The 23,630-nt window shown below is 60.6% G+C and carries 20 protein-coding genes; 11 read left to right on the top strand and 9 right to left on the bottom strand.

Annotated elements, in window-relative coordinates:
• Positions 1-252: 252 nt before the first annotated feature.
• Entirely contained in the window at positions 253-1,455 is a 1,203-nt protein-coding gene (locus BMZ36_RS04765) for a polysaccharide pyruvyl transferase family protein (protein ID WP_091192071.1), read from the bottom strand.
• A gap of 434 nt (positions 1,456-1,889) precedes the next feature.
• Here BMZ36_RS04765 and BMZ36_RS04760 point away from each other — a divergent pair, with 434 nt between their 5' ends.
• Together BMZ36_RS04760 and BMZ36_RS04755 are read left to right on the top strand one after the other, a co-directional pair.
• Positions 1,890-2,591, top strand: a complete 702-nt coding sequence (locus BMZ36_RS04760) for a protein-L-isoaspartate(D-aspartate) O-methyltransferase (protein WP_218142633.1) — start codon at positions 1,890-1,892, stop codon at positions 2,589-2,591.
• A gap of 290 nt (positions 2,592-2,881) precedes the next feature.
• Entirely contained in the window at positions 2,882-4,471 is a 1,590-nt protein-coding gene (locus tag BMZ36_RS04755; RefSeq protein WP_091192069.1) for a bifunctional aminoglycoside phosphotransferase/ATP-binding protein, read from the top strand.
• A 180-nt stretch (positions 4,472-4,651) separates the two neighbouring features.
• On the opposite strand, the gene BMZ36_RS04750 is transcribed toward BMZ36_RS04755, so the two are convergent.
• Positions 4,652-5,587 (bottom strand): abortive infection family protein, encoded by a 936-nt coding sequence (locus BMZ36_RS04750; protein WP_091192067.1) that lies wholly within the window; start codon positions 5,585-5,587, stop codon positions 4,652-4,654.
• Between BMZ36_RS04750 and BMZ36_RS14260 the strand changes: the two genes are divergently transcribed.
• Positions 5,580-5,825 (top strand): hypothetical protein, encoded by a 246-nt coding sequence (locus tag BMZ36_RS14260; RefSeq protein WP_143085970.1) that lies wholly within the window; start codon positions 5,580-5,582, stop codon positions 5,823-5,825. The two genes, BMZ36_RS04750 and BMZ36_RS14260, sit on opposite strands and share 8 nt — an antisense overlap.
• Positions 5,822-8,233 carry a Lon protease family protein gene (locus BMZ36_RS04745; RefSeq protein WP_091192065.1) on the top strand — a complete coding sequence of 804 codons (2,412 nt, stop codon included), beginning with the start codon at positions 5,822-5,824 and terminating at the stop codon, positions 8,231-8,233. Before BMZ36_RS14260 ends, BMZ36_RS04745 begins: the two co-directional genes overlap by 4 nt.
• Before the next feature lie 353 nt (positions 8,234-8,586).
• Here the strand turns inward: BMZ36_RS04745 and flgA are convergent, their stop codons facing one another.
• Entirely contained in the window at positions 8,587-9,201 is a 615-nt protein-coding gene (gene flgA, locus BMZ36_RS04740) for a flagellar basal body P-ring formation chaperone FlgA (protein ID WP_245747774.1), read from the bottom strand.
• Between the two features lie 149 nt (positions 9,202-9,350).
• Here flgA and BMZ36_RS04735 point away from each other — a divergent pair, with 149 nt between their 5' ends.
• The 5 genes from BMZ36_RS04735 to BMZ36_RS04715 all read left to right on the top strand — a co-directional run bounded on the left by BMZ36_RS04735 (position 9,351) and on the right by BMZ36_RS04715 (position 14,005).
• Positions 9,351-10,850 carry a DNA recombination protein RmuC gene (locus BMZ36_RS04735; RefSeq protein WP_091192060.1) on the top strand — a complete coding sequence of 500 codons (1,500 nt, stop codon included), beginning with the start codon at positions 9,351-9,353 and terminating at the stop codon, positions 10,848-10,850.
• A gap of 151 nt (positions 10,851-11,001) precedes the next feature.
• Positions 11,002-11,643 (top strand): dTMP kinase, encoded by a 642-nt coding sequence (tmk, locus tag BMZ36_RS04730; protein WP_091192057.1) that lies wholly within the window; start codon positions 11,002-11,004, stop codon positions 11,641-11,643.
• A complete protein-coding gene (holB, locus tag BMZ36_RS04725; protein ID WP_245747773.1) occupies positions 11,631-12,668 on the top strand; it encodes a DNA polymerase III subunit delta' in 1,038 nt (345 codons plus the stop codon). Before tmk ends, holB begins: the two co-directional genes overlap by 13 nt.
• Complete coding sequence (locus BMZ36_RS04720) at positions 12,661-13,029, top strand: PilZ domain-containing protein (RefSeq protein ID WP_091192051.1); 369 nt, start codon at positions 12,661-12,663, stop codon at positions 13,027-13,029. Before holB ends, BMZ36_RS04720 begins: the two co-directional genes overlap by 8 nt.
• A 202-nt stretch (positions 13,030-13,231) precedes the next feature.
• Positions 13,232-14,005 (top strand): TatD family hydrolase, encoded by a 774-nt coding sequence (locus tag BMZ36_RS04715; protein WP_091192252.1) that lies wholly within the window; start codon positions 13,232-13,234, stop codon positions 14,003-14,005.
• 331 nt (positions 14,006-14,336) lie between these two features.
• On the opposite strand, the gene BMZ36_RS04710 is transcribed toward BMZ36_RS04715, so the two are convergent.
• From BMZ36_RS04710 to BMZ36_RS04685, 6 genes are all read right to left on the bottom strand, one after another.
• Positions 14,337-15,014 carry a phosphoglycolate phosphatase gene (locus tag BMZ36_RS04710; RefSeq protein WP_091192047.1) on the bottom strand — a complete coding sequence of 226 codons (678 nt, stop codon included), beginning with the start codon at positions 15,012-15,014 and terminating at the stop codon, positions 14,337-14,339.
• The gene (rpe, locus tag BMZ36_RS04705) at positions 15,011-15,688 is read right to left on the bottom strand and encodes a ribulose-phosphate 3-epimerase (protein ID WP_091192044.1); all 678 of its coding nucleotides are present in this window, start codon (positions 15,686-15,688) and stop codon (positions 15,011-15,013) included. Before rpe ends, BMZ36_RS04710 begins: the two co-directional genes overlap by 4 nt.
• 36 nt (positions 15,689-15,724) lie before the next feature.
• On the bottom strand, positions 15,725-18,208 hold the full coding sequence (locus BMZ36_RS04700) for a sensor domain-containing diguanylate cyclase (RefSeq protein WP_091192042.1): 2,484 nt from the start codon (positions 18,206-18,208) through the stop codon (positions 15,725-15,727).
• 67 nt (positions 18,209-18,275) lie between these two features.
• Complete coding sequence (tfpB, locus tag BMZ36_RS04695; protein WP_091192039.1) at positions 18,276-20,042, bottom strand: type IV pilus assembly ATPase TfpB; 1,767 nt, start codon at positions 20,040-20,042, stop codon at positions 18,276-18,278.
• A 222-nt stretch (positions 20,043-20,264) separates the two neighbouring features.
• A complete protein-coding gene (rquA, locus tag BMZ36_RS04690; RefSeq protein WP_091192036.1) occupies positions 20,265-20,978 on the bottom strand; it encodes a rhodoquinone biosynthesis methyltransferase RquA in 714 nt (237 codons plus the stop codon).
• Between the two features lie 155 nt (positions 20,979-21,133).
• A complete protein-coding gene (locus BMZ36_RS04685; RefSeq protein WP_091192033.1) occupies positions 21,134-21,922 on the bottom strand; it encodes an SPOR domain-containing protein in 789 nt (262 codons plus the stop codon).
• Positions 21,923-22,062: 140 nt separating this feature from the next.
• On the opposite strand from BMZ36_RS04685, the gene ndk reads away from it, so the two are divergent.
• Both ndk and rlmN read left to right on the top strand, forming a co-directional pair.
• A complete protein-coding gene (gene ndk / locus BMZ36_RS04680) occupies positions 22,063-22,488 on the top strand; it encodes a nucleoside-diphosphate kinase (RefSeq protein WP_091192031.1) in 426 nt (141 codons plus the stop codon).
• Positions 22,485-23,621 carry a dual-specificity RNA methyltransferase RlmN gene (gene rlmN / locus BMZ36_RS04675; RefSeq protein WP_091192027.1) on the top strand — a complete coding sequence of 379 codons (1,137 nt, stop codon included), beginning with the start codon at positions 22,485-22,487 and terminating at the stop codon, positions 23,619-23,621. Before ndk ends, rlmN begins: the two co-directional genes overlap by 4 nt.
• The last annotated feature ends 9 nt before the right edge of the window (positions 23,622-23,630 follow it).

Below are 23,630 nucleotides of genomic sequence, written 5' to 3'. Positions count from 1 at the left end.
CCTCCTGCTTTGGCTCGCTCGCCTACTGAGCTGGTTCTTGATTAAGCAGGCCCCTATTCCCCCCAATTTTGCAGAGCGTAGGTCGGATAAGCCGTAGGCGCCATCCGACGCATAAACCGCAATCGTCGGAAGGCGCTTTGCTTTTCCGACCTGCTCGCTGCTCGAAGTCGTCGCCCCGGCGCAGGCCGGGGCCCAGAGGCTTGAAGCGGCTCCGCTGCTGGATACCGGCCTTCGCCGGTATGACTGCAAAATTCAAACTTCACACGTCCAAGCCAATAACCCCTCACGGCTGGCACCAACCAACCTGCAGGCTGTCTGCACGAGCCCCAACCGATCAACTGCGAGCGCTTCTCGGATGCCGGAAGCGATTCCGGCTGCTTCGACGGCGATGGGCGTGCCTTCCGCTTCCCAAGTCGTAGCGTAGGCGGCCTGTTTGCCGGGCGCATGTTCCGGCGCGGCTGCGTGGATCAGGTTGATGCGCGGCAGCGCAAAGGCCATGGCGACGATCCGGCCGTGCAAGCTGCTGCCGCAATAGACGCAGCTCCGGGCGATGAGCGCGCAGATGTCCCACACATTCAGCGATTCGAATATCTGTACGCGCGGTGTGCGCAGGCGGGCTGCGATTCGTCGGAAGCATTCCAGATCGTCGTGCCAGGGCGCGGCGCCGGCGCGGAAGAACGCCACGCCCAACCCGCTCTCGGCGGCGGCTTCGTCCAGTTGGGCGGCTATTTGGGCGAGTGTCGCGTCGTCGCCGAAATCCGCGCTGAATTGCATCGCGATATAGCCCTGCGGGAACTCGGCAGCGATGCGGGCTGGCTCGCCAGTTTGCCCGTGCAGCCGGACGCGTTCGCCGAAAAGCTCTGCGACGAGCGAAGCCGGGTCGGGGATCAACCGCGCCGGGATGCCGGCGGCTTGCAGATGCGCCAGCGTCCAGCGGTCGCGCACGCTCACCCAGTCCGCCGCCCTGAGCTTGGCCAGCACTTCGGCCCGCATCGCGGGCGGGCGGCGATCCAGTTCCACGCCGCCCACGCCGGCATAAACCACCTTGCCGGCTTTCCGAAACAAATCGCGCGACAGGGCGTACGGGGCGAGGTCGGCAAGTTGCAACTGCCGCTGCGCCCACGCCATTTTTTCTGCCGGCAGCGAATCGAGATGCGCAATCGTGGCCTGCACCTCTTCCGCTGGCAGCAACATCACGGCCGTCTGCCAGGCATCGCAGGTCAGGATTTCCCCGCCGACGTGAATCACGTCGACCGGTTGGTCCTGCAACTCCGCCGCCAGATTCGCCAGTGCCCGCACCCGATGGCCGCCGTGCTTGCGCAGGTCGCGCTCGGCCAGCCCGGCAAACAGCAGGTTTCCGGAATGCAAGAGCGCGGCGGCGACGTGCGGGAACAACAGGTCGCCGAAGTTGTGGCGGTCGAAAGCGCCGAAGAGGAGGGGGGTGTGATGGGCCATGGTTTCAGCATAGAACCTGTTCACAATCTTACTGCGAAGCCGTGATCGGGGCTCATGTGCTGCTCGGAATCCTCATTTATCCGCATAAACTCCGGTTCCTGCGCTGCTCTTCACCCCGTTGACGGCGTCCGCGACAGATTGTGAACAGGTTCTAGGGCCTGTTCCGCCCGGCTGGCATGCCTTCAGATGATTTCCTGCTGGCAGAAATTTCGCGCTGTCTATGATTCAACGATCAAGTGGGTGAATAAGTCGGCAGATCGCTGGCTCGATGGCCGGAATCTTCGCGGTTTTCAACCGCTCCCACAGGGTGAAAGGTTGCGAGTCTGCTGTAGGACGGGTTTCAACCCGTCGCTTCATTGACCAAAACCATTGTGACGGGATGAATCCCGTCCTACGGCATTGCTGACAAAGAAAGTGAAAAGAAGAGGAGTGCGATGGACGAGGAATGGTTCGCCCGGCAGCGCCGATGCATGCTGGAAGACATCGCCAGCGAGGCCGCGGACGTATGCGAGTATCTCGGCAAGGCGCAACTCGATGCGCGGGTCATGGAGGTCATGGGCCGTGTGCCGCGCCATGCGTTCGTCCCCGACGACATGCTGGCCCATGCCTACCAGAACCGTCCGCTGCCGATCGGCTACGGCAAGACGATCTCCCAGCCCTTCATCGTGGCGCTGATGACGGACCTGCTGCAACTGCAACCCGATGAAACGGTGCTCGAAATCGGCTCCGGGCTGGGCTACCAGACCTCGATCCTGACCCGGCTCGCGCGGCAGGTCTACAGTGTCGAGCTGATCGAAGGTCTGGCGCGCCAGGCGCGGGAACGGCTGGTGCGGCTGGGATACGACAATGTCGAGATCAGGGTCGGCAACGGGCACCTCGGCTGGCCCGAGCATGCCCCCTACGACAAGGTGATCGTCACCGCCGCGCCGCAGTGGATCCCGCCAGCGTTGGTCGATCAGCTCAAAAACGGCGGGCGCATGGTGTTGCCCGTGGGGCCGTCTTGCTACCAGCAGTTGCTGCTGATCTGCAAGGATGAAAAAGGCGAAATCACCACCCGAGAAATCCTGCCCGTGATCTTCTCGGCACTGGAACGCGGCGAGCCCGTGTTCGTTGGCAGAGGCGGGGAGGCAGCATGACAGTAAGTAGCGAGTAGGTCGGAAAAGCAAAGCGCCTTCCGACGATTGTGGTTTACGCGTCGGATGGCGCCTACGGCTTATCCGACCTACGCGCTCCCCTCGCGGGATGGGTCTGTGGGAGGGAGAAAAAGCGGGTAGTCCGGATGCAGCGCAGCGAAATCCGGGGGCACAGGTTCAAAGACAAACCGAGTTTGTGCCCCCCCAACGAAAGCCCCGGATTTCACGTAGTTTCATCCGGGCTACTCGCTAATGAAAACGCCTTGGAAAATTTTGGATGAAGGAGCGCCTGCATGACATCGGGCACCGCCCCGCCAGCACAACGCCAGCTTGTTGAAGCGCTCAAAAACCCGGCTTGCTACCCGCATCCGGTCGATGAGGTGTGCGTGATCGAAACGCATATCTCCTTCGTGCTGCTGACGGGGCCGTTCGCCTACAAGATCAAGAAAGCCGTGGATCTTGGCTTTGTCGATTACACCACGCTCGAAAAGCGGCGTTTCTACTGCAACGAGGAGCTGCGCCTCAATCGGCGCCTGGCGCCGCAGCTCTATCTCGAAACGGTTGTCATCAGTGGCGCGCCGGATAGTCCACGCTTTGGCCAGGATGACGGTGCGCTGGAATATGCCGTGAAGATGCGGCAATTCAGTCAGCAGGACTTGCTCGACCAAGTCCTGGCCCGCAACGGGCAGGGCGAAGTGCAGGTCGATGCGCTGGCAGCGGAGCTTGCCGGGTTCCACCAGTGCGCGCCGATTGCCGATGCGCAATCCCCGTGGGGCAGCCCGGAATGCATCCGCGCGCCGGTCGATGCCAACTTTGCATTTTTCCGCGAACGGCCCGATGCCTGCCCGCTGCGGCTTGCCGAGCTGCAACGCTGGAGCGAAGCCGAACTCGCGCGTCTTGAACCCGTGTTCCGGCAGCGCAAGGCGCAGGGCCTGGTGCGCGAATGCCACGGCGACCTGCATCTTGGCAACATGCTGCTCTTCGACGGCCAGCCGCTGGTTTTCGACTGCATCGAATTCAGCGACGAGCTGCGCTGGATCGACGTGTTCAACGATCTGGCGTTCCTGACGATGGATCTCGCCGTGCACGGCCGGCCGGACCATGCCTGGCGGTTGCTCAACGGCTGGCTGGAAATCACCGGCGATTACGCCGGTCTTGAAACATGGCGCTTCTACGAGGTCTACCGTGCGCTGGTGCGCGCCAAGGTGGCAGGGCTACGTGCGCAAGATACGGCCCTGGCTGCCACGGAGCGGGAGGCGGCGAACGCCAGCCAGAGCGCCTATCTGGACTTTGCCACCGCGGCGTTACAGCCCCGAACCCCCGCCGTGATCGTCACGCACGGCTTTTCCGGCTCCGGCAAGAGCACGGCCGCACGCCAGCTTGCGGCGAGTTTCGGTGCCGTCTGCCTGCGCTCGGACGTGGAGCGCAAACGCCTGCACGGCCTGCCGCCGCTCGCGCGCAGCGGGTCGGCCATCGGCGGCGGGCTCTACACCACTGCAGCCACCACTGCGACCTATGAATACCTCAAGACGCTGGCCGAAACCATCGTGAGCGCCGGTTGCCCGGTCATCGTCGACGCCGCCTTCCTGCTCCGCTGGCAGCGCCAGTTGTTCCGCGATCTGGCGCAGGCAAAAGACATCCCGTTCCTGATCCTGGATTGCCAGGCCCCGGCCAGCGTGCTGCTGCAACGCCTCGCCGTGCGTGTCAGCCATGGCTACGACGCCTCGGAAGCCAACCCCGCCGTGCTCGCGCAGCAACTGGCGAACGCCGATGCGCTGGGCGAGGATGAACGGGGTAGGGTGGTCGTGGTCGATACGGCGCAGGACGGGATCGGCAAGGCGCTGGAGGAGATTGGTGGGCGACTCCAAATCAATCGAGTCTGACCCCATTGATTCCCCGGCGCAGGCCGGGGTGGCTTTGTTGCTGGATACCGGCTTGCGGCGGGATGGTAGAGGTTGGTGGGTTTTTTACAGCTTCAACGTGGAAGTGAGGGGCAGCCGAAGCGAAGCGGAGGGAACCAAAAGCGCAGCTTTTGGCTGTCCCGCTCGACTGTAGGTTATGCATTACGGCATGCTCGCTTCAGCTTCTGCGAGAAAGACGATCGAGGCTGCTGTCATGTGCAACATGTACGCGACGAGATGGCTTGGAACAGAGAAGGACTCTGATCCTTGACCATGCCCGCCGAGTTTGTTTCGTCCAGTTGGGACACTACTCTCGAGCAGGCTTCGTAGCGAGCCAAAACTCTGCTGCCAGAAGGATGGAATAAGGTTGTTGTCAAGGCAAACTTGAATTAGTGCCTTCGCGGTTGCTCCGGATGGATATGCCCAGCTTCTCTTGTCACAAATTGCTTTCATAACGCTTTCGAATGACTTTAGGCATTCGTTGAGAGATTCTTTGTGCCGCTCGTGCCTGTAGTGCTCGTGCGCCTTCAAAAACTCCTCGTGCGCGCCGGCATAGTGTTTTTGATTCAAAAGACGAAGAGCGGGCTTTATTACCTCGGAATGAATAAGCTCCGAATCAACCCTGATCATTTCACCGTCGGTGAATTGATACCCTACACCATGCTCCTTGAATCTTGAATTTAATTCGTCAATTGATTCATCTGCCTTTTGCGATGCGCGACTTCGTCGCAAGTATTCGTAATCCCTTGTGAAGAGATCTATCACCTTAAATGCCAGTTCGATGAAGTCGAGGCATTTTTCAGTGTCTCTTTCGTTTAGGAATGCATTTACAAACTCTTCTAAGTACTCGCGGTTTCCGTAATTTTTTGCACCGGCAAGCCTGAAAATGCCATATTCACGACACAAAGTATCCACTATGAATTTGTAGGCCTCGTTAACTTTGCCGTTCCAATAGTTTTCTGCATTGCCAAGAGTGTCCATCCAGATATGAACGATCTGTACGCGAAGCGCGTGTGGGATATCCGAATATTGGTAGACATCCGGCATTTCACCCCTGAGTTTCTTCTGCCGCTTAGAAAAGAGATCAAAAATGGCCACGGATTCTTATCCTATGCATAACGTGGTATCGCCACCACTGGTGGCGTATTCAAATAAAACGTCACTGCCGTTAACCCCGCAGGGCCAAGACGCGCGACATGCTGAACAAAAGATTACACCTTCCATGCTGCGCTTGGAAAGCACGCCCCCGCACCGCCAGCAACGAATTTCTTCCAGCAAGCAGGCAGCAACTGCTTATATTGAAAGAAGAACCCACCTGCCGGGAAGAAAAAAATGACACCCCTTCCACCGCTGGCTCCGCAACAACTCCACCATCCCTGCGATCCGCTGCAGTTCAGTTTCCAGACCACCGCCGAGCTTGAAGACTTGACGGAGATCATCGGCCAGACGCGCGCCATGAATGCGGTGCGCTTCGGCGCCGGCATCCGGCAGGAGGGGTACAACCTCTTCGTGCTTGGGCCGTCGGGGATGGGCAAGCGCAGCATGGTGCAGCAGTTGCTGGAGAAAAAAGCCAGGTCCGAACCCGCGCCTTTCGACTGGTGCTACATCAACAATTTCTCCGATCCGCACAAGCCGCTCGCGCTCAGGCTGCCGACCGGCAAGGGCGCTGATTTGCGGCGCGACATGGAGCGGCTGGTCGATTACCTGCGCACGGCGATTCCTGCTTCGTTCGACAGCGAGGAATACCGCACCAAGATCACCGCGATCCAGGACGAATACAGCCGGCAGCAGGAAGAGACGTTCAAGGCGCTGGGCGAGGATGCCGATGCCAAGGGCGTTGCGCTGCTGCGCACGCCCGACGGGTTCGCCTTCGCGCCGACGCGCGATCATGAGGTGATTCCGCAGGAGGAATACGAAAAACTGCCCGAGAAGGAAAAACGCCGGCTGGCAACGGTCATCTCGGAGTTGCAGGACCGCCTGGCGAAAATCCTGCGGCAGATTCCGCAATGGCGCAAGGCGCGCAGCGAGCGGGTGAAGCAGCTCAACCGCGAAACGATGCTGTCCGTGGTCGAACACCTCATCAACGACCTGCGCGAAGACTATGCCGGACTGCCGGAAGTACTCAAATACCTGGACGTGGTGCAGCAGAACATGGTCGAGCACGGCGACGACTTCCGCAAGCAGGAGGAATCGGCCAACACAGGCGAGATGGCGCACCATGCTTTCCACCGCTACGAGGTGAACGTGCTCGTGACCGACGGGCAGAAGCACGGCGCGCCCATCGTCAGCGAGGATAGCCCGAGCTACAGCAACCTGGTCGGGCGGGTCGAGCACATTTCCCAGATGGGCGCGCTGGTGACCGACTTCACGCTGATCAAGCCGGGCGCCTTGCACCAAGCCAACGGCGGCTACCTGCTGCTCGATATCCGCAAGGTGCTGATGCAGCCTTTCGCATGGGAAGGCTTGAAGCGGGCGCTGCAAACGCGCGAAATCCGCATCGAATCGCTGGGCCAGATGCTGAGCATCGTGAGCACGGTTTCGCTGGAGCCCGAGCCGATTCCGCTCGACGTGAAAATCGTCCTGTTCGGCGACCGGCTGCTGTATTACCTGCTGGAGCAATACGATCCGGATTTCGGCGAGCTGTTCAAGGTGGTGGCGGATTTCGAGGAACGCATCGAGCGCAATCCGGACAGCCACATGCTGTATGCGCGCCTCGTGGCCACGCTGTGCCGCAAGGAAAAACTGCGCCCGCTGGACCGCGGCGCGGTGGCACGGGTGATCGAGTACGGCGCGCGCCTTGTCGGCGATTCGGAGCGGCTGTCCACCCACATGCGCAGCGTGGCCGATCTCTTGCGCGAATCCGATTACTGGGCGCACGAAGCCGGGCGTGCGGTTATCGGCGCGGCGGACGTGCAGCAGGCCATCGATACCCAGATCCACCGCCAGGACCGGCTGCGCTCGCGCCTGCACGAGGAAATCCTGCGCGGCACGCTGATGATCGATACGCAGGGCGCGGTGACGGGGCAGATCAATGCGCTCTCGGTGCTCTCGCTCGGCGATTTCGCCTTTGCCATGCCGACGCGGATTACCGCGACCGCGCGGCTGGGCGAGGGCGACCTCGTCAACATCGAGCGCGAGGTCAAGCTCTCGGGCGCCATCCACTCCAAGGGCGTGCTGATCCTTTCCGCCTTCCTTGCCGCGCGCTACGGGCAAAGCCGGCCGCTGGCGTTTTCCGCGAGCCTCGTATTCGAGCAGTCCTACGGGATGATCGACGGCGATAGTGCCTCGATGGCCGAACTGTGCGTGCTGCTCTCGCGCCTTGCCAACGTGCCGATCAAGCAATCGTTCGCGATCACCGGATCGGTCAACCAGCTAGGCCAGGCGCAGGCCATCGGCGCGGTCAACGAAAAGATCGAGGGCTTTTTCGATATCTGCGTAGCGCGCGGGCTGACCGGCGAGCAGGGGGTGTTGATCCCCGCCGCCAACGTCAAGCATCTCATGCTGCGCTGGGATGTGGTCGCCGCAGCGCAGGCCGGGCACTTCCATATTTACGCGGTGGAAAACGTCGATCAGGCGGTTGCCCTGTTGACCGGCCTGCCGGCTGGGGAAGCCGACAGCAAGGGCAACTACCCGTCGGGAAGCATCAACCAGCGGGTGGCTGCACGGCTGGCCGAGTGGGTGGACATCAGAAAATCGCTGGCGGCGGGGAAGAAGGCGAAGAACCGTTCGAAGGAACGGTCGTGAATGTTTGATAAGTGATGTTTGAATTTTTGTCGTCATACCGGTGTAGGCCGGTATCCAGCAACGAAGCCGCTTTAATGTAGGACGGGTTTTAACCCGTCAGCGGCTGCTAGACGGGTACGGCAGCTCTGTACCAGAACCGTGTTGCAACCTGCTTCGTCATTCCGGCGTAGGCCGGAATCCAGAGGTTTTGCTCAGATTGCTGCCTGGATACCGGCTTTCGCCGGTATGACGAGCCTGATTCCGGCATAACCAATCAAGCTTGCGGCTTGCAATACAACTTTGGGAGATAGCCTTTGCCAAAGGTGGATTTGAACAATACTGTTTTATGACAGAACCGCAAGATTCCTTGCGTATCAACGCCCCATATCAACCGAGCCATCGGCGCGCGCGATGCCCTGAACCGTCTGGCCGTTGCTGACCTTGACGCGCACCGGCTGGCCTTCGGCGGCATTGCCCAGCGCCGTTCCCTCGTTCACGACCTCTATGTCCCCGCTGCGGAAAATCAGGCGAACCTTTTGATGCTGGCGGATGACTATCTGGGCGCGCAGCATTTCCTGGCGCAACGGGTTGCCGGCTGCGACGGGGGAATTCAGCGTGCGCCCGATGGCGCGGGAAGGATCGAGAACCACCGAGCCGGGCAGGGCGGCCAGATCGCCCTGTTGCGGCGCCAGATCGCCTTCGCGGATTTCCTGCCCCGCAGCCAGCGGACGCGCCGCTGCATAGTAGGTGGCGTTGATCGATACCTGGATCGGAATGGAAAACGACCAGGACGCGCCGCTGATGCACTGCACGCGCACCATGGTCTTGCCCAGAAGCCGATAGCCGGTGGGCAAGCTGATCTGCATGTCCTGGCAGGCATCGAGCCGCAAGCGGCTGTCCGTCTCGCCGATCTTGTATGAGGGCGTCCCCGGCGAATTGGCCAGCGCCTGGTCCAGCCAGGATTGCACGTTTTTCCGGACGGCGGCCATGCTTTGCCGCTCCGCACCCATGGCGGGCAGGCTCGAAATGCAAAGCAGGAGGGCAAGAAAAGTTCGGAGGGCAGGTTTCATGATGCCGATTATAGGCTTCGCCGGATTAGTCGCCTACAATTCCGCCAGTACAAAAAAAGGAACACCCCATGCTGGAACTGCTTTTTGGTCTTACCATCCTGGTCGTGTTGCTGGCCGGCTTCTGGGTGGCGCTGCGTCTGCAGGCCCTGACAACCGCGCAGCGGCAAACGCTGGAACTCCTGGGGCAGGAAATGGAGGAACGGCACCGCGCCATGCTGGCGGCGCTGCACGATGGCCTGTCGCGCCAAACTGAAAGCACGCATGCGGCGCTGACCCAGCACGGCAACCTGCTGCACGAGGCGCTGACCCGCTCGGGCGAGCGCCTGCGCGACAGCATGAACGAATCGTTCGACCGCCTGCGCGGCAGTGTCGCGGCCGAACTCAAGGAAACCCGCAACGTGTTGGAGCGCCTGCAAGCCTCGCAGGCTGAAAGCCTTTCCGGCCTGCGCCTGACGCTGTCCACCACTCTGTCCGAATCGCGCGAGCACGAGGCAAAACAGTTGGCCGAAATCTCAGCCGATTTGCGCGGCAAGCAGGATGCGCTGCGCGAGGACGTGCTGCTCAAGCTGGCGCAGATGCTGGCCGAGCAATCCAAGCGCGAGATGGATCTGCTGCAGAGCGCGCTCAACCAGTCCACGCAGCAACTGAGCGCGCGCGTGGCCGAGCTGACCCAGACCGCGGACGGCCGTCTGGCCGAGATTTCCGGCAAGGTGACCGAGCGCCTCGACGAAGGTTTTAAAAAGACCAACGAGACCTTTGCCAGCGTCATGGCGCGCCTGGCGACGATCGACGAGGCGCAGAAGAAGATCGACGGCCTGACGACCAACGTGGTCAGCCTGCAGGAATTGCTGGGAGACAAGCGCTCGCGCGGCGCGTTCGGGGAAGTTCAACTGGAGCATCTCGTCAGCAACGTTTTGCCGGCGCAGGTCTACGAATTGCAGGCTACCTTGCCGGGCGGCGTGCGGGTCGATTGCCTGCTGAAACTGCCCGAGCCCACCGGAACGGTCGCCGTCGATTCGAAGTTCCCGCTGGAAAACTACCACCGCATGTTCGACCCGGCCGGCGACAAGGTCGCGGCCACGCGCGCCTTCAAGGCCGACGTGAAAAAGCATATCGACGACATCGCCAGCAAGTACATCATCCCCAACGTGACGGCGGACGGAGCGGTGATGTTCGTCCCGGCCGAAGCCGTGTTCGCCGAAATCCATGCCTACCACCCGGAGTTGGTGCAGCATGCGCACAGCCGCCGGGTCTGGATCGTTTCCCCGACCACGCTGATGGCCGTGCTCAACACCGCGCGCGCCGTGATCAAGGACGTGGAAACCCGCCGCCAGGTGCACATCATCAAGGAAGCGCTCGGCAAGCTGGGGCAGGAATTCGCCCGCTTCGACGACCGGATGAAGAAACTGGCCACCCACATCCGCCAGGCCAACGACGACGTGCAGCAGGTGGCCACCACCAGCGAGAAGATTTCGCGCCAGTTCACCCGCATCGAACAGGTGCGCCTGGACGAGGACGAAAAGACGCCGTTACTCACGGAAGAAGCGCTGGGCGAGGAAAATTTGTAAGTTGACCGCATCGCACCTCCACTGCACCAGCTCCCTCTCCCTGGTAGGGAGAGGGGTGGGGTGAGGGTGGATGCTGTTGAACCCCCACATGTCTGCTGCGTACCACGCTGGCGTGTGAGAAAATCCGCCCATCCTTCAATCGGTAGTCAGCATGACAGAACAAAATCCTCGGCGTGGCCGCTTCGTTTCCCTGGAAGGGCTGGATGGCGCCGGCAAGAGCACCCATCTCGCCTGGCTGGCGGATCGGTTGCGCGAGCGTGGCGTTCCCTTGGTGGTAACGCGCGAGCCGGGCGGTACGCCCTTGGGCGAGAAGCTGCGGGAGTTACTGCTCAACGAACCCATGCATCTTGAAACCGAGGCGCTGCTGATGTTCGCCGCGCGCCGCGAGCATATCGCGCGTGTCATCGAACCGGCGCTGGCGCGCGGCGAGTGGGTGGTTTCCGACCGTTTCACCGATGCGAGTTTTGCCTATCAGGGCGGCGGTCGCGGTCTGGTGCTTGAGAAGTTGCAGACGCTGGAACACTGGGTGCAGGGCGAGGGCGCAACCATGCTGCAACCCGATCTGACCCTGCTCTTCGACGTGCCGCTTTCCGTGAGTCAGGCGCGCCTGGCCAACGGCCGCGAGCTGGATCGTTTCGAGCTCGAAGCGGCGGATTTTCACGAGCGGGTGCGTGCCGCCTACCTGGCCCGTGCGCAAGCGTCGAATGGCCGGATTCGGGTGGTGGATTCCACGCGCAGCCTGGATGCAATCCGTGCCGATCTGTCCGCTTTGCTGGAGTCATGGCTGGCATGACCCACTCCTTCTATCCCTGGCTTGCCCCTTCCTGGAAGCAACTGGTGCGCGGCTGGGAGCGGTTGCCGCATGCGCTGCTGATCACCGGAGAGCCGGGCATCGGCAAGCGCCGCCTTGCCGAATTTCTGGCGCAATACCTGCTTTGCGAAGCCCGCAAACCGGACCACACCCCGTGCGGAGAATGCGATGGCTGCCGCTGGTTCCTGGCCGGCAACCACCCTGATTTCCGCCTGCTGACCCCCGAAGACCAGTCCGATGCCGGCGAGGGCGAGGAGGCCAAGACCAAGCGCAAATTGCCGCTGATCAAGGTGGAGGGCATCCGCGAACTCGTCGACTTCGTCAACCTGACCCCGCATCGCGGCGGATCGAAGGTTGTGCTCGTCGAACCGGCGGAGGCGATGAATACCTCGGCAGCCAACGCGTTTCTCAAGATGCTCGAAGAACCGCCGCAGGGCGTGACCTTCATCCTGGTTTCGCATCACTGGCGCCGCTTGCTGCCGACCATTCGTAGTCGTTGCCGCGTATTTCCCGTGCCTACGCCGGCTGCGGCTGTTGCCGCTGACTGGCTGGCCGGCCACGGCGTGGTCAATCCGGTGCAGCATCTTGCGCATACGGGCGGCGCACCGCTGGCGGCGCTGGACGATGCCCGCGCCGAGTGGTTGCCGTTGCGTACAGCGTTCCTGGGGCATATCGCCAACCCGGCCGCGCTGGATGTCCTGGGCGTGGCGGCGGAGCTCGAAAAAGCCAAGCTCGATACCGGACTGGTGGTCGACTGGCTGCAAAAATGGGTGCATGACCTGATCGCCTTGGGGTTGTCCGGCAGAATCCGCTATTATCCGGATTGGCGCGACGATCTTGCACGGCTGGCAAGCCGTGCCGGCAACCTGCTGGGTTTCCTTGATGGCCTGAAGGAATCGCGGCGCCTGGCGCATCACCCGCTCAACCAGCGGCTGGTGTTCGAATCCCTGTTGTTCGGTTATCTGGAGGCATTGCGCGGCAAGCCGCGCGGAACGGGACATGGCTGAAATTCCCAAGCAGGCGGCGGTGAGCCGCCCCGGTGTGCTTTCGCTGAATATCCGCGAGAAAGCCGCGTTGTATGCGTCGTACATGCCCTTCATCAAGGGCGGCGGTATTTTTATCCCGACCAACAAGCACTACAACCTGGGCGACGAAGTATTCATGCTGCTTTCCCTGCTCGACGATCCGGCCAAGATCGCCGTATCCGGGCATGTGGTCTGGGTAACGCCGGCCGGTGCGCACAACAATCACCAGCAGGGCATCGGCGTACAGTTTTCCGGCAACGAGGCCGGACAGCAGGCGCGCAACAAGATCGAGGGCTTGCTGGGCGGATATTTACAATCCGGTCGCGCCACGCACACCATGTGACCTTATCGATTCGAGCCAAGTGAAGTTTGAATTTTTGCCGTCATACCGGCGCAGGCCGGTATCCAGCGACGAAGCCGTTTCAAACCACTGAACCCTGGCCAGCGCCGAGGTGACGAGTGCAAACAAAATCCGGCCGGATCCATATGCAGCAAAGTAACAGGCCGCACGATCGTGCGGCCTTTTGATTTCAGGAACCGAAATGATGTTCGTCGATTCGCATTGCCATCTCAATTTTCCCGACCTTGCCGCCAATCTCGATCTGCATCTGGCGCAAATGGAAGCCAACGGCGTGACTCACGCGCTGTGCGTGGGCGTAGACCTCGAAAACCTGCCGCAGGTGCTGGCGCTAGCCGAGGAGCATGAAAACCTGTTTGCCTCGGTTGGCGTGCATCCGAGCCATGACGAGGGCGAAGAGCCGACGCTGGAGCGCCTGCTGGCGCTGTCGCAATGGGAAAAAGTGGTCGCAATCGGTGAAACGGGGCTGGATTACTACTGGCACAAAGATCAGCCCGAATGGCAGCGCGAACGTTTCCGCACGCACATCCGCGCCGCAAAACAGGCCGGCTTGCCGTTGATCGTGCATACCCGAGAATCGGCGGCGGATACCTTGCTGATTCTGCGCGAAGAAAACGCCGCCGAAGTCGGCGGCGTGATGCACTGCTTTACCGAGTCATGGGCGGTGGCCGAACAGTCGCTGGAAATGGGCTTCTACTTGTCCTTCTCCGGCGTGGTGACCTTCAAGAGCGCCGTCGAACTCAAGGAAGTGGCGAAGAGGGTGCCGCTGGACCGGTTGTTGATCGAAACCGACGCGCCTTATCTCGCGCCGGTACCGTTCCGCGGCAAGCTCAACCACCCGGCGCTGGTGCGCCACGTGGCCGAATGCATCGCCGACCTGCGCGGCGTGCCGCTGCACGAGATCGCAGCGGCGAGCACCGAGAATTTCTTCCGCTTGTTCAAGCGGGCGCGCCAGGGATAACTATGGGTAGGGTGCGCCGTGCGCACCGCCCCGTCTATTGGTGCGCATGGCGCACCCTACAACCATTCAAGCGAGTGGCCCGGATGAAACAACGTGAAATCCGGGGCTTTCGTTGGCGATTGCCGCAACCCCGGTTTGTCTTCGCAACTCGCGTTCCCGGATTCCGCTACGCTGCATCCGGGCTACCTACTACCCACTGTATCCATGGAAATGCACTGTGCGCACGACGCGCCCACGGTGATTCAAGCGGGTAAGCCGAGGGTAGCTATGGGTAGGGTGCGCCATGCGCACCGCCCCGTCTATGGGTGCGCACGGCGCACCCTGCAACCATTCAAGCGGCCGAAGCAGGCGTAACCGGCAACAGTTCCAGTAGCTCTGCCGTATCGCGCAGAACCCGGTCGCAATCAAACTGGCGCGGGTCGGCATAGCCGTGCGGCACCAGATAGACCGGGCAGCCGGCGTTGCGGGCCGTGAGCGCGTCGTTTTTCGAATCGCCTACCATCAAAAGCTCGGCCGGGGCGATGCCGAACTGGCTGGCGGCATGCAGCAGCGGGCCGGCGTCCGGCTTGCGGGTGGCCAGCGTATCGCCGCCGACCACGACGTCGAACAATTCCCTGGCGCCAAGGCGCTCGATCAGCGGCAGCGTGTAGCGTTCGGCCTTGTTGGTGACGAGCGCCAGCGGGTAGCCGCGCTGCTTCAGCGCGCGCAGAACCGGCTCCACACCCTCGTAGAAGCGGGTGTTGACGTGCAGGTGCTCGAGGTAATGGGCGTCGAAGGCGGCCAGGCCTTCCTGTTGCTGCGGCGTGCCGGTGTAGACCGCACTCATGTCGTTGGCGAGCGAGCGGGCGACCATGACGTCGGCGCCGTCCCCGACGTAGCTTTCAATGATTTTCGCGGCCAACGGCTCCATGCCGAGGTGCGCACGGGCATGGTTGGCGGCATTGGAAAGATCCGGTATCGAATCGACGATGGTACCGTCGAGGTCGAAGGCAATGGCTTTGATGGTCATGCTTGTGCGAGCTCCCTGCGCATCTGGTCGATGATGGTTTTGTAGTCGGGCTTGCCGAAAATGGCCGAACCGGCGACGAAGGTATCCACGCCGGCCTGGGCGATTTCACGGATGTTGTCGATCTTGACGCCGCCGTCAATCTCCAGCCAGATTTCCCGTCCGGTGCGGGCGGTGTATTCGTCGATGCGCGCGCGCGTGGCGCGGGCCTTGTCCAGGACGGAGGGGATGAACGACTGGCCGCCGTAGCCGGGGTTGACGCTCATCAAGAGGATGATGTCGAGCTTGTCCATGACGTAATCGAGGCAGTTGAGCGGCGTGGCCGGGTTGAGCACCAACCCCGCCTTGCAGCCGGAATCGCGGATCAGGCCCAAGGTGCGGTCGACATGTTCGCTTGCTTCCGGGTGGAAGGTGATGATGTTGGCGCCGGCCTTGGCAAAGTCGGGGATGATGCGGTCAACGGGTTTGACCATCAAGTGCACGTCAATGGGTGCGGTGGTGTGCGGACGGATCGCTTCGCAGACCAGCGGGCCGATGGTCAGGTTGGGGACGTAGTGGTTGTCCATGACGTCGAAGTGGATGATGTCGGCCCCGGCGGCGATGACGTCGCGGACTTCTTCGCCCAGACGGGCGAAATCGGCGGAAAGAAGGCTGGGCGCGATACGATAGGTCGGCATGGCAAACTCGCTGGCGGAAAATGCAAAGCGTGCATTTTACCGTGCCGACGGCGATTCGGGCGGATAGGCAGCAATAATCACCTGGTTGCGGCCACTGCTCTTGGCCCGGTACAGCGCTTCGTCGGCTTGGCGAACCAGATCATCGGCGCGCCGTCCGTGCTGGGGGTAGGCCGCCAGCCCGATGGAAGCCGTGATGAAGAAACTGAACTGGCCGAAGTGGATCTCGGTGTTCGCCAGCCGCTGGCGCCAGGCTTCGGCACGGTTGTGTGCCGCTTCCAGGCCGAGATTGGGCAGCAGCAAGAGGAATTCCTCACCGCCGAAGCGGCAGGCGATATCGCTGCCGCGTGAAGATTCGCGCAGGATTCTCGCCATGTTCTTGAGCGCTTCGTCGCCGGCCTGGTGGCCGTAGGTATCGTTGATCTGCTTGAAGTGATCCAGATCGAGCAGCGCAAACGTGACCGGATAGCCTTCGCGCTGGGCGCGGGCGAGTTCCATTTCCACTGCTTCATCAAAATAGCGCCGGTTGAACAGTCCGGTCAGCGGATCGCGGATGGCCTGCTCCTGCAGGGCTGCCTGCAATTCCCTGATCTGTTGCAGTTGTTCGGAAAGCTTGGCATTGGTCGCCTTGAGCGTCTGTTCGGCTTTCTTGCGCTCGGAGATGTCGCGGGTCACGCCGGTAAAGAAAACGATTTCGCCCTGTTCGTTGCGCTGCGGCGTGGATACGACCTCGACCCAGATGCTGGTGCCGTCGGCCCGGATCTGTTGGGCTTGGTAAGTGTAGGTTCCGGTGATGATCCCTTCGTTCTCTTGCCGCATGCGTTCATTGCCCAGCGCGACATAGTATTCGGCGTATTCCGGCGTAAACAGCGTGCTGGCCGGCTGGCCGACAACCTGCTCGCGGGGGAAGCCGCGCAGTTTTTCGTCCGATTCGTTGATGTAGAGGATGTTGAAATCGCGGTCCATCTGCCAGATGACGTCGGCGGTGTTGTCAGCGATAAAGCGCAGGCGCTCTTCGCTTTCGCGCAGGATTTCCTCCATGCGCTTGCGTTCGTCGATGTTGGAAAAAGCCACGATCAGGGCCTGTTGGAGCTGGAAGCGGGTTCGCCCCACCGTCATGAGCACCCAGAAGGGGGCGCCCCTTCTGGGGTAAATGCGGGTTTCAAATCCCGATACGAAACCGTCTTTTTGCAGCAGTCCGGACAGTCTTTCCAGTTCGCCGGTTTCGCAGTAATTTGCAACCGTTTCATTCTCGGGATGTTCTGCATCAATGCCGGTCTGCTCCCCGGCAAGCCGGTTGGCGTAAAGCACGCGATTGTCCGTGAGATGAATGATCAGAATCGGTGTCGGCGCAAAATCCAGCAGGCGGCGCAGCTCCTGTTCGCTTTGGGTGATGCTTTCTTCGGCTTTTTTCTGCAGCGAAATGTCGCTGAAGGAATAAAACGCCAGTTTTTTTCCATCCATTTCGCCGATCTGGCTGGAAATCAGCGCCCAGAAGGGGATGCCGGGCTCGTTGATCAACCGCGCTTCGATGTCACGGATGCCATCATGGGCACCTCTTCTGGATTCCAGAAGCTCAAGGTCGGCCAGGTTGACAAAATAATCGGCAAAGGAACGGCCTGTGGCTTCGTCCTGGGTCAGCCCCAGAATGGTAGCGGCACGCTGGTTGATATAGTGGAACAGATGGGTTTCGATCTGGCAGATAACGATCGGAATCGGCGCATTCTCGATCACGCTGCGCAGTTGCCATTCCCGGTTGATGATTTCCTGTTTGGCCTGCTTGAGCGAAGTGATGTCGCTGAAAGCGGTGAGGATGACCGGCTTGTTGCGCATCGTGGTCTGGATACAGGAAAGCAGCACCTGCCTTCTTTCTCCGTACAGGTTTTCCAGTTCGGCTTCGAAATCGATGAGTTTCCCGTCGCGCTTGACGTGTCCGATGACTTCCTCGCGCTGCCGCGGGTTGGTATAGGAATCAGCCGCCGGATGGCCGATCAGGTTTTCCTTCGGCGCGCCATAGAGTTCGGCGGCTCTTGTGTTGACGTATTCGATCCGGCCATCCTGTAGGCTGGTGACGACGACGGGGAAGGGAGCGGAATCCAGCAAGGCCTCATATTCCTGCCCTGCCTTGCGCAATTCTTCGGACAAGGCTTCCTTGGCCTGGATTTCGGTTTTCAGCCGGCGATTGATTGCAAAGAAAAGCCAGCAAAGCGCGGTCAGAACGATGACGGCAAGCTGGCTGGCGAACAGGACGTCGCGGTATTTGTCCCGGCTGGAAGCGCTGGCCTTGTCCATGTCGAACTCGGATTCGGCGCGCGCGACGTTCTTTACCGCGCTGGACTTGCCCGAAGCCGGTGGTGTTGCCTTGTCGGTGGCAACTTCTCGGTTGAGGCTTTTGTCCTGCGCCGGAGGCTGTGCTTCTGCGGCGTAAACGCCCTGAAGGCAAAACGCCAGCACCACGAGCGCTGCAAGGCGCGCGAGGAAAGCGCTGAACTGGCCAAGCGGTGCCGGAGAAGCAAGCCTCATTGTGGAACACCTCCATGCATGGAGTCAGTATAGGCTGCTGACCGGTCTTGCATTGTTGCGTCGTCGTTCATCTTCCGTCCGCAGGCGGGGTGTTGCGGGCGATTTCTTCCGGTGTGGTCAATCCTTCGGCAACCTTGCAGGCACCGGCAATGCGCAGGGGGCGCATTCCTTCCTTGACGGCTGCATCGCGCAGTTTGGCCGAGTCCAGTCCTTCGACGACCAGTTCGCGCAGGGCCGGGGTCATGACCAGCATTTCATAGATGCCGACGCGCCCAAGGTAGCCTGTCATGCGGCATTCCAGACAGCCAACCGGGGTGGCGGTCTTGGCTGGAGCCGGCGCTTTCCAGGGCCTGATCAGGTCATTCCAGACTTGCGGTACGGTTTCTTCCATCTTCTTGCAATGCGGACAGACGGTGCGCGCAAGCCGTTGCGCCATGACGCCGAGTACCGTGGCGCGGATCAGGTAGGCAGGTACGCCCAGATCCAGCATGCGGGTGATGGCCGAGGCCGAATCGTTGGTGTGCAGCGTGGAAAATACCAGGTGGCCGGTCAGCGCGGCCTGGATGGCCATTTCCGCGGTTTCCAGATCGCGGATTTCACCCACCATGACGATGTCGGGATCCTGGCGCAGCAGGGTACGGATGCCACTGGCGAAATCGAGGCCGATGTTGTGCTGCACCTGCATCTGGTTGAGGTGCGGGTAAACCATTTCGATCGGGTCTTCCACCGTGCAGACGTTGACTTCCGGTGTCGCAAGTTCGCGCAGCGTGGAATAGAGGGTCGTGGTCTTGCCGGAGCCTGTCGGTCCGGTAACCAGGACAATGCCGTGCGGACGATGGGAAAGTTCCTGCCACTGGCGCAATTCATCGTCTGTGAACCCAAGTTCGTTGAAGCTGCGCAGCAGAACGTCCGGGTTGAAGATACGCAATACCAGTTTTTCGCCGAAAGCGGTTGGCATGCAGGAAAGACGCAGTTCGATTTCTTCGCCTGCAGGCGACTGGGTTTTGATGCGTCCGTCCTGCGGTCGGCGTTTCTCGGTTACATCCATGCGCGCCAAAAGCTTGATACGGTTGGTGATGGCAGCCATGACTGGCATGGGGGTCTGGTAGACCAGATGCATGATGCCGTCGATGCGAAAACGCACCAGACAGATATCGCGCCGCGGTTCGATGTGAATGTCGCTGGCGCGTTGTTCGAAAGCGTATTGCAGCAGCCAGTCCACGATGGTGACGATGGCCTGGTCGTTGGCGTCGATCGATCCGGTCTTGCCCAGTTTGACCAACTGCTCGTAATTGGTGATGCCCGTCGGCAGAGAGCGGTGGGTGTCGAGTGCATGACGTACGGAGCGTGCCAGATTGTAGAACTCGGCAAGATAGCGAACGATGTCGAGCGGGTTGGCCACGACTGCATGAATTCGCAGGCGCAGGGCGCGTTCCAGTTCGGCCTGCCATTCCCGCTCGAAAGGCTCGGCGGTTGCGACCGTGATTTCGTTCGCAGCGACTGCAACCGGCAGGATGCGGAAACGCGTTGCATAGGCGTACGAAAATGCATCGCAGACGCTGGCGACGTCGATTTTCAGCGGGTCGATGTGGAAATAAGGCAGCCCGGCCTTGCCGGCCAGCCATTCGGTCAGCGCTTCGGTCGAAAGGAATTTCTGCGGGTTGCGCTGGTCGACCAAGCGGGCGTTGCCGATGACCACCAATGGGTGTATTTCCTGCCCTTTGCGGTTGCTTGGGGGCTGGGCTTTTTCCGCATCCTTGGCGGAAAGCAATTTGTCTGCCACCAGTTCCTGCAGAACGGCGGAAAGTTCGAGTTTGCGGTTGGTGGCAAGCAAGGTCGACCCCTTTGTTCAGTAACGCCCTGAAAATTTGATGTTAGGCGTAAAACTGCTGCTGTTCATTATTGATCCGGTCAATGTTTGGCTTGTGCCGGGATGACAAAGCATGATTCGCGAATTCAAAAAGCAAGCGCAACAGCCAACTGTGTAAATTCATGCAAAAACCCCGCCTTGAAAGGAGGCGGGGTTTTGTGGAGCGGAGCAGTATCGGAGTGCCGGTTACTGCTTGTGCTGCACGGTGACAATCTGATAGACGCCGCCAAAAATCGTACGCTTTTTCCAGTCGAAGTCATCGGCCATGTCTGCGAAATGGGATAGCTCGTGATCCCAAACGGCTTGCGCGAACGGTTCCAGCCAAGCGTTGACTACCTTGAGGATCAGGCGAATGGGTTGCCACCAAGCCGGGCGATGGTAATCGACCAACACGAGCTTTCCCCCCTTCGGAAGTCTGGCGAGCAGATTGTTCAGTATCTGACGTTTTTTCTCGTCGGGTACTTCGTGCAGCAGGAAGAAGCTGCAGATCAGGTCGTAATCGCCGTCTTCGCCGACAAAGGTGCCTGCATCGTGGCGGATAACCTTGGCCCAAGGGAGACCGGCCAGCTTTCTCTTGCCATGCTCGACCTGGATCGGGGTGATGTCGGTAAGGTGGAATGCACCCTGCGGGCCGGCTTTTTCTGCCGCACGGCGAACCAGGTCACCGTAGACGTGGGCAACCTGCCAGACACGCATCCCGGGTTCGATTTCCCTGAGATAGGCGCGCATGAGGCGCTGGTCGTTGCAGAACAGTAGCGTCTTGACCACGATGTTGTGGTCGAGCTGGCGCACACGCTCGGGGTTGACGTAGGCCCAGTCGTATACTTCGGTCATGTAGTCTGGAACCCCTTCGTAATAGTAATCCGTGGTCGGGGCGGCGGTCAGGGTGTTGTCGGACATGCTCGTAAATACCAGTTGGCTGGTGCAGTTGTTCGGCAGAACGCGGAATTATACTGGAAAACCCTTATCCGCGATGGCAGGCATGGTCGAAAAATGAGCAAGAGCCGATTGGTAATAATGCCGTTGTTTTTGTGTGTCTCTGGGTGGTTGCGGGGTCAATTCGTTTTCAGGACAGGTGCGATGCCGGCCTGCCGCAGTTTGCGCACTGCAGCTTCAGCCTCGGCCTTGTTGCGGAAGGGGCCGATTTGCACGCGGGTTTCCAGGTAAGCAGGAACGCCTGTCGTTTGCAACTGCTTCAATAATTTTTCCGCATTCGAAGAGTGCAGGAATACGCCAGCCTGAACCGTGTAGCCATTGGGAGTGGAGACGGGTGCGGGATAACGGACGGCGGGTTCGCCTGCTCGCGGTGCCTGCTTTTCCGGCAGGGGGCGGGCGGTGCCTTGTGTCTGTATTTCGGGTTTGGCCGGCGAAAAGGGTTTAACGGCTTCCGTCGGTGGCGCGGAACGAGCGGTGCCGGGAGGAACGGGCTTTGCCGGTGCGGAAACGGCGGGGGTCTTGAAAGGGGGGGGGGTGGGTTGACCGACCTGAGGCCGGGATGTCTGTGCTGCGGGCTCCGGTGCGCTGGCGGCTGCTGGAACCGGGGAAACCGGTTTTGAAGCTTCTGCGATCGGTGCAGAGGCTTGCGGAGTGGATGCTGTCGCGGCTGCAATTGGCGCGGATGCAGTGGGTGCAGAAGCGGCCACGGAGGCTCGGGGGGCGATTCGTACGTCGCGCGGCTGTGCGACCGTCATCTTGGTCGGCGCTTCCTTGCCTTGGTCGAGCCATGCCAAAACACCCAGAACGCCGGCGACCAGTGCAACAGCGATACCCAGCCGCCAGATCAGCTGGGTGCGAAGGCGGCGTTGTTCTTCCTGTTGCAAGATAGGGTCGAGTGCGTCGTTCATCGGGCTTTGCGGGTGGTTTGGTATATAATCGACGGTTAGCTTGCGGATGATGCCGCAAGAAACCTGCCAAGTATAGCTGGACTAGCGGCTTGGCGTGTCAAACGACCTGCATTGCATGCACAAATGACCCGGAGCGCGACATGACAATCGAACGAACCCTTTCCATTGTCAAACCCGATGCTGTGGCCAGAAATCTGGTCGGCAAGATTTATGACCGTTTTGAAACCAACGGTTTGCGCGTTGTTGCAGCCCGGATGAAACACCTTTCCCGGGCAGAGGCAGAAGGCTTTTACGCCGTGCACCGGGGCAAACCATTTTTTGACAGCCTGGTTGAGTTCATGACTTCCGGGCCGGTGATGATTCAGGTGCTGGAAGGCGAAAACGCGATTCTCAAGAACCGCGAGCTGATGGGCGCGACCGATCCGCAGAAGGCGGCAGCCGGCACGCTGCGTGCAGATTTTGCTTCTTCTATCGAAGCCAATGCCGTGCATGGTTCCGACAGCCCGGAAAATGCCGCAATCGAGATTGCCTGGTTCTTCCCGCAGAGCGAGGTGTATTCCCGGTGAGTCTCGTCAATTTGCTCGATTTCGATGCCGATGCGCTGACCCGCTTCGTGGCCGGCATGGGCGAGAAGCCGTTTCGCGCCAAACAACTGCTGAAGTGGGTCCATCAACGCGGCGAGGCCGACTTCTCGGCCATGACCGATATCGCCAAGTCTTTCCGCCAGAAACTCTCTGAAACTGCCGAGGTGGCGATTCCCGGCTTGCTGGCAGAGCAGGTGGCCGCTGACGGTACACACAAGTGGCTGCTGGATGTCGGGGCGGCCAACGGCGTCGAAACGGTGTTCATCCCCGAAGATGACCGGGGAACGCTTTGTGTTTCCAGTCAGGTGGGGTGCGCGCTCGATTGCGCTTTCTGTTCCACGGCGCAGCAGGGGTTCAATCGAAATCTGACCACGGGCGAGATCATCGGCCAGCTCTGGTGGGCCAATAACCGGCTGAATGCAGAAGCTGCACGCTTGGGAACCCCGGTCAACGAAGACGGCCGGATCGTTTCCAATGTGGTTCTGATGGGCATGGGCGAGCCGCTCGCCAACTACGATAACGTCGTCCCTGCGCTGAAGCTGATGCTGGACGACAATGCCTACGGGCTGTCTCGCCGGCGCGTGACGCTGTCAACATCGGGGCTGGTGCCGGCGATGGATCGCCTGCGCGAAGATTGCCCTGTTGCACTTGCGGTCAGCCTGCATGCGCCCAATGACCGCATTCGCGATGAAATCGTGCCGATCAACAAAAAATATCCGCTCAAGGAGTTGCTGGCTGCCTGTCAGCGCTACCTGGAGAAGGCGCCGCGCGATTTCATCACTTTTGAATACATCCTGCTGGCGGGTGTTAATGATCAGCCGGAGCATGCACGGGAGCTGGCGCGCCTGGTGCGCAATGTGTCGTGCAAGTTCAACCTGATTCCATTCAATCCGTTCCCGGGTTCACCTTACCGGCGTTCGGGCAAGGATGCTATCCTTGCTTTCCGTGAAATTCTGATCGAAGCAGGCTATGTCGTGACCGTGCGCAAGGTGCGGGGTGACGATATCGATGCGGCGTGCGGGCAACTGGCCGGCAAGGTTCAGGATCGAACTCGCCGCCGCGAACGACGTGAGGGCGATGTGCAGACCATCAGCCTGAAGATGCAGAGGGAATGAATGATGAAA

The organism is Formivibrio citricus (genome assembly GCF_900115065.1).
Lineage (GTDB): Bacteria > Pseudomonadota > Gammaproteobacteria > Burkholderiales > Chitinibacteraceae > Formivibrio > Formivibrio citricus.
This window is presented reverse-complemented; position numbering and strand designations above follow the sequence as displayed.